The organism is Massilia sp. DD77 (assembly GCF_036961685.1).
In the GTDB taxonomy this organism is placed as follows: Bacteria; Pseudomonadota; Gammaproteobacteria; order Burkholderiales; family Burkholderiaceae_D; genus Telluria.
Genome location: NZ_JBAMDH010000001.1, coordinates 134,144 through 147,740, shown reverse-complemented (window position 1 = coordinate 147,740; position 13,597 = coordinate 134,144). Strand labels below are relative to the sequence as shown.

Annotated in this window: 12 protein-coding genes; 8 read left to right on the top strand and 4 right to left on the bottom strand. The window is 70.1% G+C overall.

Annotated elements, in window-relative coordinates; translation table 11 throughout:
• Nucleotides 1-5 precede the first annotated feature (5 nt).
• The 3 genes from V7778_RS00700 to V7778_RS00690 are packed head-to-tail and all read left to right on the top strand — an operon-like array spanning nucleotide 6 to nucleotide 3,530.
• The gene (locus tag V7778_RS00700) at nucleotides 6-1,175 is read left to right on the top strand and encodes a carboxylate--amine ligase (protein ID WP_335551441.1); all 1,170 of its coding nucleotides are present in this window, start codon (nucleotides 6-8) and stop codon (nucleotides 1,173-1,175) included.
• On the top strand, nucleotides 1,172-2,413 hold the full coding sequence (locus tag V7778_RS00695; RefSeq protein WP_335551440.1) for a DegT/DnrJ/EryC1/StrS family aminotransferase: 1,242 nt from the start codon (nucleotides 1,172-1,174) through the stop codon (nucleotides 2,411-2,413). The genes V7778_RS00700 and V7778_RS00695 overlap by 4 nt, the downstream gene beginning before the upstream one ends.
• Nucleotides 2,382-3,530: a hypothetical protein gene (locus V7778_RS00690; RefSeq protein ID WP_335551439.1), complete on the top strand. Its 1,149-nt coding sequence runs from the start codon at nucleotides 2,382-2,384 to the stop codon at nucleotides 3,528-3,530. The genes V7778_RS00695 and V7778_RS00690 overlap by 32 nt, the downstream gene beginning before the upstream one ends.
• Before the next feature lie 12 nt (nucleotides 3,531-3,542).
• On the opposite strand, the gene V7778_RS00685 is transcribed toward V7778_RS00690, so the two are convergent.
• Both V7778_RS00685 and V7778_RS00680 read right to left on the bottom strand, forming a co-directional pair.
• On the bottom strand, nucleotides 3,543-4,772 hold the full coding sequence (locus V7778_RS00685) for a pyridoxal-dependent decarboxylase, exosortase A system-associated (RefSeq protein ID WP_335551438.1): 1,230 nt from the start codon (nucleotides 4,770-4,772) through the stop codon (nucleotides 3,543-3,545).
• Nucleotides 4,769-6,358, bottom strand: a complete 1,590-nt coding sequence (locus tag V7778_RS00680) for an acyl-CoA ligase (AMP-forming), exosortase A system-associated (protein WP_335551437.1) — start codon at nucleotides 6,356-6,358, stop codon at nucleotides 4,769-4,771. Before V7778_RS00680 ends, V7778_RS00685 begins: the two co-directional genes overlap by 4 nt.
• A 136-nt stretch (nucleotides 6,359-6,494) precedes the next feature.
• Here V7778_RS00680 and V7778_RS00675 point away from each other — a divergent pair, with 136 nt between their 5' ends.
• Genes V7778_RS00675 through V7778_RS00655 form a run of 5 tightly spaced genes read left to right on the top strand, consistent with a single transcriptional unit; the run spans nucleotide 6,495 to nucleotide 10,714 of the window.
• Complete coding sequence (locus tag V7778_RS00675) at nucleotides 6,495-7,691, top strand: DegT/DnrJ/EryC1/StrS family aminotransferase (RefSeq protein ID WP_335551436.1); 1,197 nt, start codon at nucleotides 6,495-6,497, stop codon at nucleotides 7,689-7,691.
• The gene (locus tag V7778_RS00670) at nucleotides 7,688-8,743 is read left to right on the top strand and encodes a GNAT family N-acetyltransferase (RefSeq protein WP_335551435.1); all 1,056 of its coding nucleotides are present in this window, start codon (nucleotides 7,688-7,690) and stop codon (nucleotides 8,741-8,743) included. The genes V7778_RS00675 and V7778_RS00670 overlap by 4 nt, the downstream gene beginning before the upstream one ends.
• 11 nt (nucleotides 8,744-8,754) lie before the next feature.
• Nucleotides 8,755-9,012 carry an acyl carrier protein gene (locus tag V7778_RS00665; protein WP_335551434.1) on the top strand — a complete coding sequence of 86 codons (258 nt, stop codon included), beginning with the start codon at nucleotides 8,755-8,757 and terminating at the stop codon, nucleotides 9,010-9,012.
• Complete coding sequence (locus V7778_RS00660; protein WP_335551433.1) at nucleotides 9,013-9,879, top strand: hydrolase 2, exosortase A system-associated; 867 nt, start codon at nucleotides 9,013-9,015, stop codon at nucleotides 9,877-9,879. It begins immediately after the preceding gene.
• Nucleotides 9,869-10,714: a hydrolase 1, exosortase A system-associated gene (locus V7778_RS00655; protein ID WP_335551432.1), complete on the top strand. Its 846-nt coding sequence runs from the start codon at nucleotides 9,869-9,871 to the stop codon at nucleotides 10,712-10,714. Before V7778_RS00660 ends, V7778_RS00655 begins: the two co-directional genes overlap by 11 nt.
• Nucleotides 10,715-10,763: 49 nt before the next feature.
• Here V7778_RS00655 and V7778_RS00650 read toward each other — a convergent pair whose 3' ends face one another.
• Together V7778_RS00650 and prsR are read right to left on the bottom strand one after the other, a co-directional pair.
• On the bottom strand, nucleotides 10,764-12,185 hold the full coding sequence (locus tag V7778_RS00650; protein ID WP_335551431.1) for a chondroitinase-B domain-containing protein: 1,422 nt from the start codon (nucleotides 12,183-12,185) through the stop codon (nucleotides 10,764-10,766).
• Nucleotides 12,185-13,543, bottom strand: a complete 1,359-nt coding sequence (gene prsR / locus V7778_RS00645; RefSeq protein ID WP_335551430.1) for a PEP-CTERM-box response regulator transcription factor — start codon at nucleotides 13,541-13,543, stop codon at nucleotides 12,185-12,187. The genes V7778_RS00650 and prsR overlap by 1 nt, the downstream gene beginning before the upstream one ends.
• Between the last annotated feature and the right edge of the window lie 54 nt (nucleotides 13,544-13,597).

Sequence of the window (13,597 nt, the reverse complement as noted above, 5' to 3'; positions counted from 1 at the left end):
AGTGAATGATGAATAACCAGAAAAGCAATTCCTTGCCGGCCGTCGTCGCCGGCGGCGGCCTGAATGCCCTCGGCGTGGTACGCAGCCTGGGCACCGCGGGCATCCCGGTCATCGTGGTCGATACCGATCCCAAGTCGCCCGCCATGCGCTCGCGCTATGGCCGCAAACTGCTCTGCGCTTCGCTCGAAGGCAAGAGCTTCGTCGATTTCGTGCTCGACATGGCGCGGCGCTATCCGGAACCGCTGGTGCTGTTCGCGACCGAAGAAAAGACCGTCGAGACGGTGTCCGAGTTCCGCGACCAGCTGGCGCCCGCCTTCCGCCTGCGCCAGCCCGGCCACGAGCGCCTGATGGCCCTGATGCACAAGCAGGGCTTCCAGGAACTGGCCGAGTCGGTCGGCGCACCGGTGCCGCGCACGGTCAGGCTGGAAAGCAAGGCCGACCTGGCGCGCATCGGCGACCTGAAATACCCGTGCGTGCTCAAGCCCTCGAAGAAGGACTACGGCTACGGGGCGCGCTTCAAGAAGGCCTACAAGGTGAGCTCGCCGGACGAGGCGGCCGCGCTGTACGAAGAGATTTTCCCGGTGCTGGCCGACATGGTGGTGCAGGAGTGGATCGAAGGCAGCGACGGCGACGTGTACTTCTGCCTCCAGTACCTGGGCAAGGACGGCGAGGTGGTCAGCTCCTTCAGCGGCCGCAAGATCCGCTCCTGGCCGCCCCGCATCGGCGGCACCGCCAGCTGCACGGCGGCCTGGGAAGTGGCGGACGAGCTGGCGGAAACCACCGCCGCCTTCTTCCGGCAGGTCGGCTTCGTCGGCATGGGCAGCATGGAATACAAGCGCGATGCGCGCGACGGCCGCTTCTACATGGTCGAGCCGACCGTGGCGCGCACCGACTTCCAGGAAGAAGTGGCGTCGCTCAATGGCGTGAACATCCCGGCCGCGGCCTACCGCTACGAGATGGGCATGCCGGCCCTGCCGGTGCAACCCGTCGCCACGCCGCAGATCTGGCGCGAGCCGATCACCGACCGCTGGTCCTTCCAGGAAAACGGCGGCCAGCTCGACGCCCGCTCGCAGGGCCATGCGGTGCGCGACGCCTACTGGCGCTGGAACGACCCGCAGCCCTGGATCGACATGGTGGCGCGCCGCCTCGGCGCCAAACTCGGACGCTCCGCATGAAACGCTTCCGCCTGCGCTACGCCGACTGGTCCTGGCGCGAGTACGCGGCCGCCGCAGTCTGCGTCGTGCGCGGACGGGTCGCGGCGGGACCGCATGCGCAGGTCCTGGCGCGGCGCCTGAACGACTACTATGCGCCGTCCACGGCCTATGCGCTCGACTTCGGACATACGGCCCTGCGCATCGCGCTGGACGTGTTCCAGGCGCGCCGGCCGGGCCGCAAGACCGTGATCGTCCCGGGCTATATCTGTCCCAGCGTGGTGGACACCGTGCGCGCCGCAGGACTGGTGCCGAAAGCCGCCGAGGTCGGGCGCGACCTGAACATCGACGCCGGCGCCGTGCGCGCCGCCATCGGGCCCGACACCCTGGCGGTGGTGGCGCCGCACATGTTCGGCTGCCCGGCCGCCGTGGACGAGCTCGAGCAATTGTGCCGCGAGGCCGGGGTCTTCCTGGTCGACGATGCCGCCCAGGTCGTCGGAGAGCGGCGCCACGGGCGCCTGCTCGGCAGCTTCGGCGACGCCGGGATCGTCAGCTTCGCGCAATCGAAGGCGGTGGTGACCGGCATCCGCGGCTCGGGCGGCGTCCTGCTGGTCAACAATCCGGAGCTGGACCCGGCAGTCAAGGCGATCTGCGCGGCCCTGCCGCCCGCCGCCGGACGCTTCGGCGCCCTGCTGGACTTCGTGTGGAACTACCAGTGGAAGGCGCTGACGGGGAACAGCGGCTATTACCTGTCGCGCCTGCGCGGGCTGTTCGGCCGCACGCGCCGCGCGGCGCCGTCCATGGCCGCCATCGGCAACCTCGATGCGGCGATCGCGCTGGAGCAGTTCGCGCGGCTCGACACCTTGCGGCGCGAGAAAGTGCGCGTGGCCGAGGCCTACCAGCAAGCCCTGGCCGGCGTGCCGGGCGTCAGCCTGCCCCAGTACGCGCCCGGCCGCTACCTGTCGCGCATCATGGTGGCGCTGCCGCCGCATGCCGACCTGGCGCGGCTGCGCGCCGAGCTGGGCCAGGCCGGGGTGGACACGCGCATGGGCTACCTGAACGCGGTCGTCCCCGGCGAGCCGGACAGCCCGCAGGTCGCCGCCGCCAGGAAGCTGATCGGTCTGCCTTTCTCTTCAGCACTACAGAACGATGCCATAAATAAAATTTGCAGTATATTAACGAAATGCTTGCCAGCACAGGCACTGCCCGTCTACCAGAACGCGAACAGCAATGAACCACATCAAACAGCTCATCAAAGATAAAATCGGCTCCACCGTCTCCAAGCCGCGCGATATCGACACCCACCTGAAAAGCGCAGCCGACTGGCTGCTGGTGGCGCAAAAGGCGACGCCGGACGACGGCGTGGCGCACAGCTACGACATCAAGACCAAGTCCTGGAACGCCTCGTATCCGGAAACCACCGGCTACGTGATCCCGACGCTCTACGATTACGCGCGCCTGTACGACGCGCCCCAGTACGCCGAAGCGGCGCGCCGCATGACCATCTGGGAAAGCGACATCCAGCTCGAGGATGGCGGCGTGCGCGCCGGCACCATGTCGGCCGAGGTCGTGGCGCCGACCATCTTCAATACCGGCCAGGTCCTGTTCGGCTGGGCCAAGGCCTATCTCGAGACCAAGGAAGAACGCTTCCACACCTCGCTGGTGCGCGCCTCGGACTGGCTGGTCGACGCCATGGACGAAGACGGCGCCTGGCGCCGCTTCGCCTCGCCCTTCACCACCTCGAAGCTGAACAGCTACAACACGCGCTCGGCCTTCGGCCTGGTGCGCGCCTACGAGGCGACCGGCATCGAGCGCTACCTGGCGGCGGCGGTGAAGAATGCCGACTGGGCGGTGAGCCGCGCGGAAGCCAACGGCTGGCTGCCGGACAACTGCCTGCTGCAGCTGCCGAACAACAGCGCGCTGACCCACACGATCGCCTATTCGATCCGCGGCCTGCTCGAGATCGGCGCCGCCTCGGGCCGCGCCGACCTGGTCGAGCACGCGCTGAAGATGTCGCGCCACGTGGCCAAGCACCAGCGCGAGGACGGCGCCCTGCCGGCCCGCTACATCCCGGACTGGACCACGGTGACCGACTGGACCTGCGTCACGGGCAATTCGCAGATGGCGATCAACTGGCTGCGCCTGGTGCAGATCACGGGCGACCGCGAGCTCAAGCACCACGCCGTGCGCGCCAACCGCTTCAACATGAGCATCCAGGACCTCGAGACCGGCGACCTCAACGTGCGCGGCGCGCTCAAGGGTTCGCATCCGATCAACGGCGGCTACATGACCTACCGCTATCCGAACTGGGCCACCAAGTTCTTCATGGACGGCCTGATGCTGGAACAGCATCTCGAAACCGCCAAGAACATTGGCTGACCTAAAGAAGGACTAGACCAGGACTTCGATGGCGTCCGGGTGGCTGAGGAAGCCGCCCGGGCTGGCCGACAGGCCATAGGCGCCGGACTGGAACACGACCACCAGGTCGCCCACCTCGGCGCGCGGCAAGTCCATGCGTTCGGCCAGCAGGTCGAGCGGCGTGCACAGCGGTCCCACCACCGACACCGCTTCGCGTTCTCCTTCTACCCGGTTGCCGATCGCGACCGGGTAGTTCTTGCGGATCACCTGGCCGAAGTTGCCGGACGCCGCCAGGTGGTGGTGCAGCCCGCCGTCCGTCACCAGGAACACCTGGCCGCGCGAGACCTTGCGGTCGATGACCCGCGCCACGTACACCCCCGCCTCGCCCACCAGGTAGCGTCCCAGCTCGATCGACACGCGGGCCTGCGGCAGGGCGTCCTTCACGCGCGGCAGCAGCGCCGCCAGGTTGGCCCCGATCGGCGCCAGGTCCAGGCGCGCTTCGCCCGGGAAATAGGGAATGCCGAAGCCGCCGCCGATGTTCAGCATGCGCACCGGGCTTGGGCTGGCCGCCGCCAGCGCGATCGCCAGCTCCACGGTGCGGGACTGGGTCTCGGCGATCGCCTCCGCCTTCAGGCTTTGCGAGCCGCTGAAGATATGGAAGCCCAGCACGTCCAGTTCCAGCTCACCCGCCAGCGCCAGCAGGCGCGGCGCATCCTCGGCGTCAATGCCGAACTGCTTGGCGCCGCCGCCCATGCGCATGCCCGACCCCTTCAGCTCGAAGTCCGGGTTGATGCGCAGGACCAGCAGCGGCGCGATCCCGAGTTCTCCCTTGATGCGCGCCAGGGCGCGGATCTCGCGTTCGGATTCGGCATGCACGCACACGCCGGCGGCCACCGCCTGCGCCAGCTCGGCATCGCCCTTGCCGGGACCGGCGAAGCTGATGTCGGCGGGACGCATGCCGGCGTCCAGCGCCACCTTCATTTCGCCGCTCGAGGCCACGTCCAGGCCGTCGACCAGGCCGGCCAGCTGCTGCACCAGGGCCGGCATCGGGTTGGCCTTGATCGAGTAATGCAGCTCGACTTCCACAGGAAGCGCGGCGCGCAGCTGGCGCACGCGCTCGGCCACCAGGGCGCGGTCGTAGGCATAGAAAGGCGTGCGGCCGACCCGCTGCGCCAGGCGCGGCAAGGGCATGCCGCCGACCTGCAGGCAGTTGTCGACGACGGGGAACAGGATCTGGTCGGCGTGGACGGGCTTGCTGCTCATGGGGTGGTGCTTTCAAACAGGGAGGAATAGGACTGGCGCAGCAGATTGCGGTCGAACTTGCCGTTCGGGTTGCGCGGGAAAGCTTCGCTGCGCAGCGCGATGTGGGCCGGGACCATGTAGGCCGGCAGGCGGCGCTGGCATTCCTTCAGCAGCAGGGCCGGTGTCGCCTCGGCGTCGCGCGCCACGGCCAGCAGGACGATGGCCTGGCCCAGGGTGGGATGGGGCACGCCGAAGGCCGCGGCTTCGCGCACCAGGCCGGAGGCATGCGCCGCTTCCTCGACCTCGCTGGGGCTGATGCGGTAGCCCGAGACCTTGATCATGTCGTCGCTGCGGCCGATGAAGTACAGGAAGCCTTCCTCGTCCATGCGCACCGTGTCGCCCGACCACACCGCCATCTCGGTCAGCGGCAGGGCCGGATCCTGGCCGGGCGCCGGGCGGAAGCGCTCGGCGGTCTTGGCCGGATCGTTCCAGTAGCCGAGCGACACCAGGGCGCCGCGGTGCACCAGCTCGCCCGGCTCGCCCGGCGCACAGGGCGTGCCGTCGGGACGCACCACCATCACCTGGGCGTTCGGGATCGCGCGGCCCATCGAGTCGGGACGGCGGTCGAGCTCCGCGGGCGGCAGGTAGGTGGAGCGGAAGGCCTCGGTCAGGCCGTACATCAGGAACAGCTGCGCGCCGGGAAGCGCGGCGCGCAGGGCGGCCACGGCCGGTACCGGCATGGCGCCGCCGGAATTGGTCAGGTAGCGCAGGCTGCAGTCGCGCGGCCAGTCGAGCGCGGCAAGCTGGATCCACAGGGGCGGCACCGCCGCCAGGCCGGTGATGCGCTCTTCAAGCACCGCCTTCAGGATGTCCTTCGGGAACAGGTGGTTGATCAGGACCGCGGTGGCGCCGGTCAGGAAGGCCGTGGTCAGCTGGCTCAGGCCGTAGTCGAAGCTGAGCGGCAGCACCGCCAGGATGCGGTCCTGTGGCGTGTTCTCCAGGTAGCCCGCGACGCTGCGCGCGCCCGCGACCATGTTCCGGTGCGACAGCACCACGCCCTTCGGCTTGCCGGTGCTGCCCGAGGTGTAGAGGATGGCCGCCATGTCGGCGTCGATGGCGCGGCGCGCGGCCAGTACGCCCTCAGCGGGGGCCTGGCGCGCCGCGTCCCACAGCGCCAGGGCCGGGCCGGCCGGCCGCTGTTCGGGAAGCTTGTCGCCGGTGACGAACACGGTGCGCAGGTCGGGGCAGGCTGTGATCGCATCGGCCAGCGGGGCCAGGCGTTCCGGGGAGGTCAGCAGCACGCGCACGTTGCAGTCGGCCAGGATGTAGGCCACCTGCTCTGCCTTGAGCAGCGGGTTGACCGGCACGAACACGGCGCCGATGGCGGCGGCGCCGAACATCGCGGCCACGTTCTCGATGCGCTTCTCGAGGTAGACCGCGACCCGTTCGCCCGGCTGCACGCCGGCCGCGAGCAGCGCGCCGCCGGCCTCCTCGACCTCCAGGGCCAGGGCGGCATAGTCGAGGCGGCGCGCGCCGTACGCCAGCGCGCTGGCGCCCGGAGTGCGGCGCGCGGAATCGAAAATGAAGTCGTGGATCAGCTCTAGCATGGGTTCTCTCGAGGGCGCCGGCTGGCCTGCCGCGCAGGGCGCAATCTTATCAGTTTGCGCGCGCACCTAGTCTGGAAGCCCTCCTCGGATTAAGGATTCGTGGCAAAAATTGCACGGCACGGGATATACTCGTTCCATGCCGTCCGCCCTCCTTCCCATGCGTCCCCGGGTTCCCATCGCACCGATCCTGTCGGCTTCCTCCTTCCGCCGCGCCGGCGCCAAGGCGGACGGTGCGCGCCTGCCCTCGGTGCTCGACGCCGGCAGCGCGCGCTTCGTCACCAGCGGGCGCGTGGCGATCGCGCTGGCGCTGCGCGAGATGGCGGTCGGCCCGGGCGACACGGTGCTGGTGCCGGCCTGGCATAGTCCGTCGATGATCCCGCCGGTGCTGTGGCGCGGCGCCACGCCCGTGTTCTACCGCCTGGGCCCGGATGGCGCGGCCGACCTGGACGATATCGCCGCCAAGGCGGCGGGGGCCAAGGTCCTGATGGTCACCCATTTTTTCGGCTTCCACCAGGACCTGCCCGCGCTGCGCGCCTTGTGCGACCGCCTCGGCCTGGGACTGCTGGAGGATTGCGCCCATGCCTTCATCGGCGAGCATGCGGGACGGCCCCTCGGCGCCTGGGGCGACTACGCGATCGCCAGCAGCATGAAGTTCTTTCCGATCTACGAAGGCGGGGTGCTGGTATCGCGCCGCCACGACCTGCGCACGGTGCGGCTGCACTCGGCCGGACCCGCCTTCGAGGCCAAGATCGCCCTCAATTCGCTCGAGCGCGGCTTCGACTACGGCCGCCTGCCGGCGCTGCGCGCCGCCCTGTGGCTGCCGATGGCCCTGAAGAACGCCGTCCGGCAGCTGCGCGCGCGCCCCGCCGGCGCCCCGGCGCCGGCCCTGGCGCCATCGTCCTCGGACAGCAGCTTCGATTTCGATCCGCGCTGGGTCGACAAGCGCTCTTCGCTGTTCGCGCGCGCCATGCTGCGCCTGGCCTCGTCCGGGCGCATCGCGGCGCTGCGCCGCGCCAACTGGCTGCGCCTGGACGCGGCGCTGCGCGGCCTGCCCGGCGTACGGCCGATGTTCGACAGCCTGCCGGACGGCGTTTGCCCCTGGGTCTATCCGCTGCTGGCCGACGATGCGCCGCAGCTGGCCGCACGCCTGAGCGCCGCCGGGGTGCCGGTGGTCGGCTTCGGCCGTCCGCTGTGGCAGGGCGTGGACGCGAGCGTGTGCCCGAACGCGGCGCGCCTGTCGGCCAGCGTGCTGTCCCTGCCCTGCCACCAGGAGCTGAGCGCACAGGAGCTGGACTGGATGATCGCCACCGTGAGCGGGGCGCTGCGCGCATGAAGTGGCACCTCGTCCCCGCGCGCTGTTTTCTCGAGCAGGCCGAACACGCCGCGCGCTGGCAGGCCCTGCATGCGCAAGGCGCGGCTTCCTGCCTGCTGGCGGCCGACTTCGTCGCGCCCCTGGTCGCGCAGTTCGCCGGCGGCGCGGAGCTGCTGGCCTGGTGCGACCGCGGCGGCGAAACGGTCGCGATGGCGATCGTCGCACCCGCCGGACGCGGTTCCTGGGCCACCTTCCAGCCGGCCCAGGCGCCGCTCGGCCTGTGGCTGCAGCGCCCGGGCGAACACCCCGAGCGGCTGCTGGGCGGCCTGCTGCGCGCACTGCCCGGCTTTCCCCTGGTGGTCGGCCTGACGCAGATGGACCCGATGCTGCTGCCGCGTCCCCTCGACGGCCCCGGCCTGCGCACCCTCGACTACATCGATACCGCGCGCGTGACCCTGGCCGGCAGTTTCGCCGACTACTGGAACGGGCGCGGCAAGAACCTGCGCGCCAACCTCAAGAAGCAGCGCGCGCGCCTCGAGCGCGACGGCGTGGCCACGCGCCTGGACGTCCTGCGCCGGCCGGCGGACATGGCGCAGGCGGTGCAGGATTACGGCCGCCTGGAGAGCTCGGGGTGGAAAGGCAAGGAAGGCACCGCCGTCCATGCCGACAACGCCCAGGGCCGCTACTACCGCGCCATGCTGGAAAACCTGGCCGCCCGCAACGCCGCCAGCGTCTACCGGTATCATGTGGGCGAACAGCTGGCCGCGATGGACTTGTGCGTCGAGGACGGCGACAGCATCGTGGTGCTCAAGACCAGCTATGACGAAAGCATCCCGTCCAGCCTGTCGCCTACCTTGCTGATGCGCGAGGAAGCCGTGCAGCGCCTGTTCGACGAGGGACGTTTCAAGCGTCTCGAATTCTACGGCCGCGTGATGGAATGGCACCTGCGCTGGACGGACGAGGTGCGCACTATGTACCATATTAACTATTACCGTTGGCCAGGATTGCGGCGACTGCATGCGATGCTGGAAGCGCGCGGCAAGCGCGCGGAAAGCGGCCCGGCGACGCAATGAAGGAAGCAAGCATGAATCCCGAGCAAACCCTCGACCAAGTACGAACCCTCCTGACCGATGTGCTCAACCTCGGTCCCGCCGGCGCGGCGCTGAACGCCGATTCCCCGCTGCTGGGCAGCCTGCCCGAGCTGGATTCGATGGCCGTGGTCACCCTCATCGGCGCGCTGGAAGAGCATTTCGGCATCGCCATCGACGACGACGACATCAGCGCCAGCACCTTCGCCACCCTGGGCAGCCTGGCCGCCTTCGTCGAGCAAAAAGCCGCGTAAATGACAACGCCCCGGGCCGAGCCGTTTTTCCTGAAGACGTCCGGCGGCCCCGGCGGGTCGCGTTTCTGCCTGTTCCATCCTCCCGAGGGGACGGCGCGCGCCGCCCTGCTCTACCTGCACCCCTTTGCCGAAGAAATGAACAAGTCGCGCCGCATAGCCGCCCTGGCGGCGCGCCGGCTGGCGGCCCAGGGCGTGGGCGTGCTCCAGCTCGACCTGCACGGCTGCGGCGACAGCGGCGGCGAATTCGGCGACGCCCGCTGGGACGGCTGGAAGGACGACGTGCGGGCCGGCCTGGACTGGCTGCGCGCGCGCCTGCACGTCGAACCGGGACTGTGGGGATTGCGCCTGGGCGCCCTGCTGGCGCTCGACTACGCGGCAGCGGCCGCCGCGCCGCCGGCGCGCCTGCTGCTGTGGCAGCCCACGCTCGGCGGCGCCGCCTGCCTGACCCAGTTCCTGCGCCTGCGCCTGGCCGGCGAGCTGCTGCGGGACGGTTCACCGGACGGCGCCGACAGCATCGGCAAGAGCGGCACTGAAGCCTTGCGCGCGCGCCTGCGCGCCGGCGAGCCCCTCGACATCGCCGGCTACGAACTGCATCCGGCGCTGGCGCTGGCGCTCGACGGCGTCGATGCCGCCAAGCTGCCCGCGCCGCGCTGTCCGGTCGACTGGTTCGAAGTGGTCGCGGAAAGCGGCCGCGCCGCGCCGCCGGCCGCCGCGCGCCTGGCCGCCGGCTGGACCAGCCAGGGTGCGGATTTGCGTCAGCAGGCCATCCCCGGCCCGCAATTCTGGACCGCCCAGGAAATCGAGGAAGCACCCCTGCTGCTCGACGCCACCGCCGCCCTGTTCCTGGAGAGCGCCCATGCACTATGAGGAACGCGCGATCGGCTTCGATTGCGGTGGCGACGCCCTGTTCGGCATCCTGAGCCTGCCCGCGGCGCCATCGGACTCGAAGCGCGGCGTGCTGATCGTGGTCGGCGGGCCGCAGGTGCGCACGGGCAGCCACCGCCAGTTCACCCTGCTCGCGCGGGCGCTGGCCGCCGCCGGCACCCCGGTGCTGCGCTTCGACTACCGCGGCATGGGCGACAGCGAAGGCGCGGTGCGCGGCTTCGACAGCGTGGACCAGGACGTGCGCGCCGCCATCGACTGCTTCCAGCAGGAAGTGCCCGGCCTGGAGGAGATCGTGCTGTGGGGCTTGTGCGACGGCGCCGCCGCCGGCGCCCTGTACGCGCCGCGCGACGCGCGGGTGCGCGGGCTGGTGCTGCTCAACCCCTGGGTGCGCACGGATGAAGGCGCGGCGCGCGCCACCCTCAAGCATTACTACCGTGGCCGCCTGCTCGACGCCGGGCTGTGGAAGAAGATCGCCAGCGGCCGTTTCGACCTGCTGGGCGCCGCCCGCTCTTTCGTCGGCGTGGCGCGCTCGGCCCTGCGCCCATCCCAGGACGCCGCGCAGTGCGGCGCGGCCCTGCCCGAGCGCATGCATGCCTCGCTGGCGCGCTTCCCCGGCAAGGTGCTGGTGCTGCTGAGCGGAGCCGACCTGACGGCTCAGGAATTCTCGGTGGTGGCCGAGGCGCCGCACTGGCGCACCCTGCTGGAGACGCCGCGCTTCGCGCGCCGCACCCTGCCCAAGGCCGACCACACCTGTTCGCGCCGCGAATGGCACGAGCAGATGACGGCCTGGACGGCCGAGTGGCTGGCGGCCTGGTAGGGTTGGGCGGGGCCCGCAGCCAAGCGCGTCGGCGGCAAAGCCGCCAACCCTATGGCGCCACGCAGGCCGCGAAGTCCTCGAAGGCGCCGTAGGCCGGCTGGGCCGCGCGCTTGGCGCCGCACAGGTCCGGTCCCGGCATGCCTGGACCGTCGCGGCGCGGCGCCTCGTCTTTCCAGCGCAAGTCGAGGGTGTCCGGATCCGCGAACAGGCCGCGCTGCGCATGCAGTCCGGCGTACAGCGCCGCGATGGCGCTGCTGCGGTTGTCCAGTATGGCCGCCCGCCCGCCATTGCGTTCGGTCACCGCGCCATCGATCAGGTTGCCGTCCAGTTCCGCCCCGCTTTCCGGGAAGCGCACCTGCACGCCCGCCGTGTCGAGCAGGGTGTTGTCGGCGATCTTCGTGGTGGCGCCGCTGTTGACGTAGATGCCGGCATCCGAGCAGGAGGCGATCAGGTTGGCGCGCATCACGCCGGCCTCGTGCTCGGTGATGCAGCGCTTGTCGCGGCAATAAGGCTTGCCGGTGCCGCCGCCGCCGAAGGACAGCCCGACGCGCTCGCCCGGCAGGCCGCGCAGCTTGTGCTCGCACAGCACCACGTTGCGTTCGAACAGGGTGCGCGCGGCTCCGCCCTTGGCGAAGGCGCCGTAGCTGATGCGGTCGCCCGTCGCCTTGACGAAGTCGGTGATCAGGTTGGCGCGGATGATCCAGTCGTTGGCCGCCACCAGGTCGAAAGGCGTGACCGGCCTGGCCGTGCGGCGCGCGCTGGTGTTGGTCAGGGTGTTGTGCTCGACCAGGCCGCCATCCGGGAAACCATGGGCGTCGCCATTGACCTTGATGTGGGCGTTGAAGTCGGTGATGGTGTTGTTCACGGCCGCGAAGCCCTTGGCCAGCCCGGTCACGTGGAAGGCATGCTCGCAGCTTCCGGCGGAAGCGCAGGCGCCGCGGATGTCCAGGTTCTCGAAGCGCCAGTACGGCCCGAGCACCTTGATGCCCTCGCTGCTGGCGACCTCGATGACCACGGTGCCGGGACGCTCGGCGCGCACCGTTACCGGCACGCCCTGCACGCCCGGCCGGCGCGCTTCCAGCGCCCGCGTGAGGCGGTAGACGCCCGGCGCGAACACGATCACGTCGCCCGCCAGGGCCCCGGCGAAAGCCTCGCGCGCCTCGTCCACCGAATGCACAGGCTTGCGCGCGCCCGCGCCGTCGCCGGCGGGTTCAGGCCTGGCGCCGATCGCCAGCGGCGGCAGCGGATACGGTCCGGCGTCGGCGCCGCGGTCGAGCCGGCGCAGGGTGGCGCCGGCTTCCAGCGCGACACCGGTAATGACATCGTTGTGGCCGGCCGCGCGCCGTTCCAGGTAGGGCGCGAGCGCGCGCGGCGTCACGCCCTGGCCCTGCAGCCAGAACACGGCGCCCGCCACAGTGGCGAAGCCGAGCAGCGCCGTGGCGGCGCCGGCGCGCAGCAGCAGGCGCCGCATCAGGATGCCTTGATGCCGTGCCGTCCCATCAGGTCGTACAGCGTGGGCCGGCTGATGCCGAGCAGCTCGGAAGCCTTGACGATGTTGCCGTCGACCCGGGCCAGCGCCTTGACGATGGCCTTGTACTCGGCTTCGTCCCGCACCTGGCGCAGGTTGATCGGTTCCTCCACCGCGCCTTCGCCCGGCAGGCCGAGGTCGTCGGCGACGATGGTGTTCCCGTCGGCCATGATGACGGCGCGCTTGATGCAGTTTTCCATCTCGCGCACATTGCCCGGCCAGGGGTGGGATTCGATCGCGGCGATCGCATCCGGCGCGAAGTGCAGCGAGGAGCGCGACTCCTGGGCGCAGAACTTGTTCTTGAAGTGGTGGGCCAGCAGCGCGGCGTCGCCTTCGCGCGCGCGCAGCGGCGGAATGGTGACCACGATCTCGGACAGGCGGTAGTACAAGTCCTCGCGGAAGCGTCCCGTGGCGCACAGTTCCTTGAGCTTCTGGTGGGTCGCGCAGACGATGCGCACGTCGACCGGGATCTCCTCGTGGCCGCCGATGCGCTCGATCACGCGCTCTTGCAGGAAGCGCAGCAGCTTGGCCTGCAGCGCCATCGGCAGGTCGCCCACTTCGTCCAGGAAGAAGGTGCCGCCGTGGGCCAGTTCGACCTTGCCCTTGGTCTGCTTGGCGGCGCCGGTAAAGGCGCCCTTCTCGTAGCCGAACAGTTCGCTCTCGAGCAGGTTCTCGGGGATCGCGGCGCAGTTGATCGCCATGAAGCGCTCCTTGGCGCGCGGCGATAGCTGGTGCACGGCGCGCGCCAGCACTTCCTTGCCGGTGCCCGATTCGCCCAGCAGCATCACCGAGGCCGAGGTCGGGGCGACCTTCTCGATGTTGCGGCAGACCTTGAGCATGCCGGGGTCGCGCGAGATCACGCCGCCCAGCGGCGAATCGGCCTGGTTCTGCTGCATGCGGCGGTTTTCCTGCTGCAGGTTGTGCAGGAAGAAGGCGCGCTGGATCACCAGGTTCAGCACCTCGGGGTCGACCGGCTTCTGGTGGAAGTCGTAGGCGCCCAGGCCGATCGCCTTGACCGCGTTGCTGTGGTCCTGGTTGCCGGTCAGGACGATCACGCGCGTGTCCGGCGCCAGCGCCAGGATCTGCTGCAGGGTCGCCAGGCCTTCGGTGGAGCCGTCCGGATCGGGCGGCAGGCCCAGGTCCATGGTCACCACCGCCGGTTCGTGGCGGCGGATCTGGGCCAGGGCGGCCTCGCGGTCGCCGGCGACCGCCACGTCATAGGCGTCCAGGCTCCACTTGAGCTGCTTCTGCAGCCCGGGGTCGTCTTCGATGATGAGCAGTTTCGGTTTGTTTTGTGTCACATTGTCCTCGGTGGTCTCGCCGGGCTGTTTTTCGTGATGCGTTCGGTATGCGTT

Bases quoted from the DNA above. Each gene is read 5' to 3' on its own strand.
- V7778_RS00700 (WP_335551441.1), top strand. From the start codon at position 6: ATGATGAATAACCAGAAAAGCAATTCCTTGCCGGCCGTCGTCGCCGGC.
- V7778_RS00695 (WP_335551440.1), top strand. From the start codon at position 1,172: ATGAAACGCTTCCGCCTGCGCTACGCCGACTGGTCCTGGCGCGAGTAC.
- V7778_RS00680 (WP_335551437.1), bottom strand. From the start codon at position 6,358: ATGCTAGAGCTGATCCACGACTTCATTTTCGATTCCGCGCGCCGCACT.
- V7778_RS00690 (WP_335551439.1), top strand. From the start codon at position 2,382: ATGAACCACATCAAACAGCTCATCAAAGATAAAATCGGCTCCACCGTC.
- V7778_RS00665 (WP_335551434.1), top strand. From the start codon at position 8,755: ATGAATCCCGAGCAAACCCTCGACCAAGTACGAACCCTCCTGACCGAT.
- V7778_RS00670 (WP_335551435.1), top strand. From the start codon at position 7,688: ATGAAGTGGCACCTCGTCCCCGCGCGCTGTTTTCTCGAGCAGGCCGAA.
- V7778_RS00650 (WP_335551431.1), bottom strand. From the start codon at position 12,185: ATGCGGCGCCTGCTGCTGCGCGCCGGCGCCGCCACGGCGCTGCTCGGC.
- V7778_RS00685 (WP_335551438.1), bottom strand. From the start codon at position 4,772: ATGAGCAGCAAGCCCGTCCACGCCGACCAGATCCTGTTCCCCGTCGTC.
- V7778_RS00655 (WP_335551432.1), top strand. From the start codon at position 9,869: ATGCACTATGAGGAACGCGCGATCGGCTTCGATTGCGGTGGCGACGCC.
- V7778_RS00660 (WP_335551433.1), top strand. From the start codon at position 9,013: ATGACAACGCCCCGGGCCGAGCCGTTTTTCCTGAAGACGTCCGGCGGC.
- V7778_RS00675 (WP_335551436.1), top strand. From the start codon at position 6,495: ATGCCGTCCGCCCTCCTTCCCATGCGTCCCCGGGTTCCCATCGCACCG.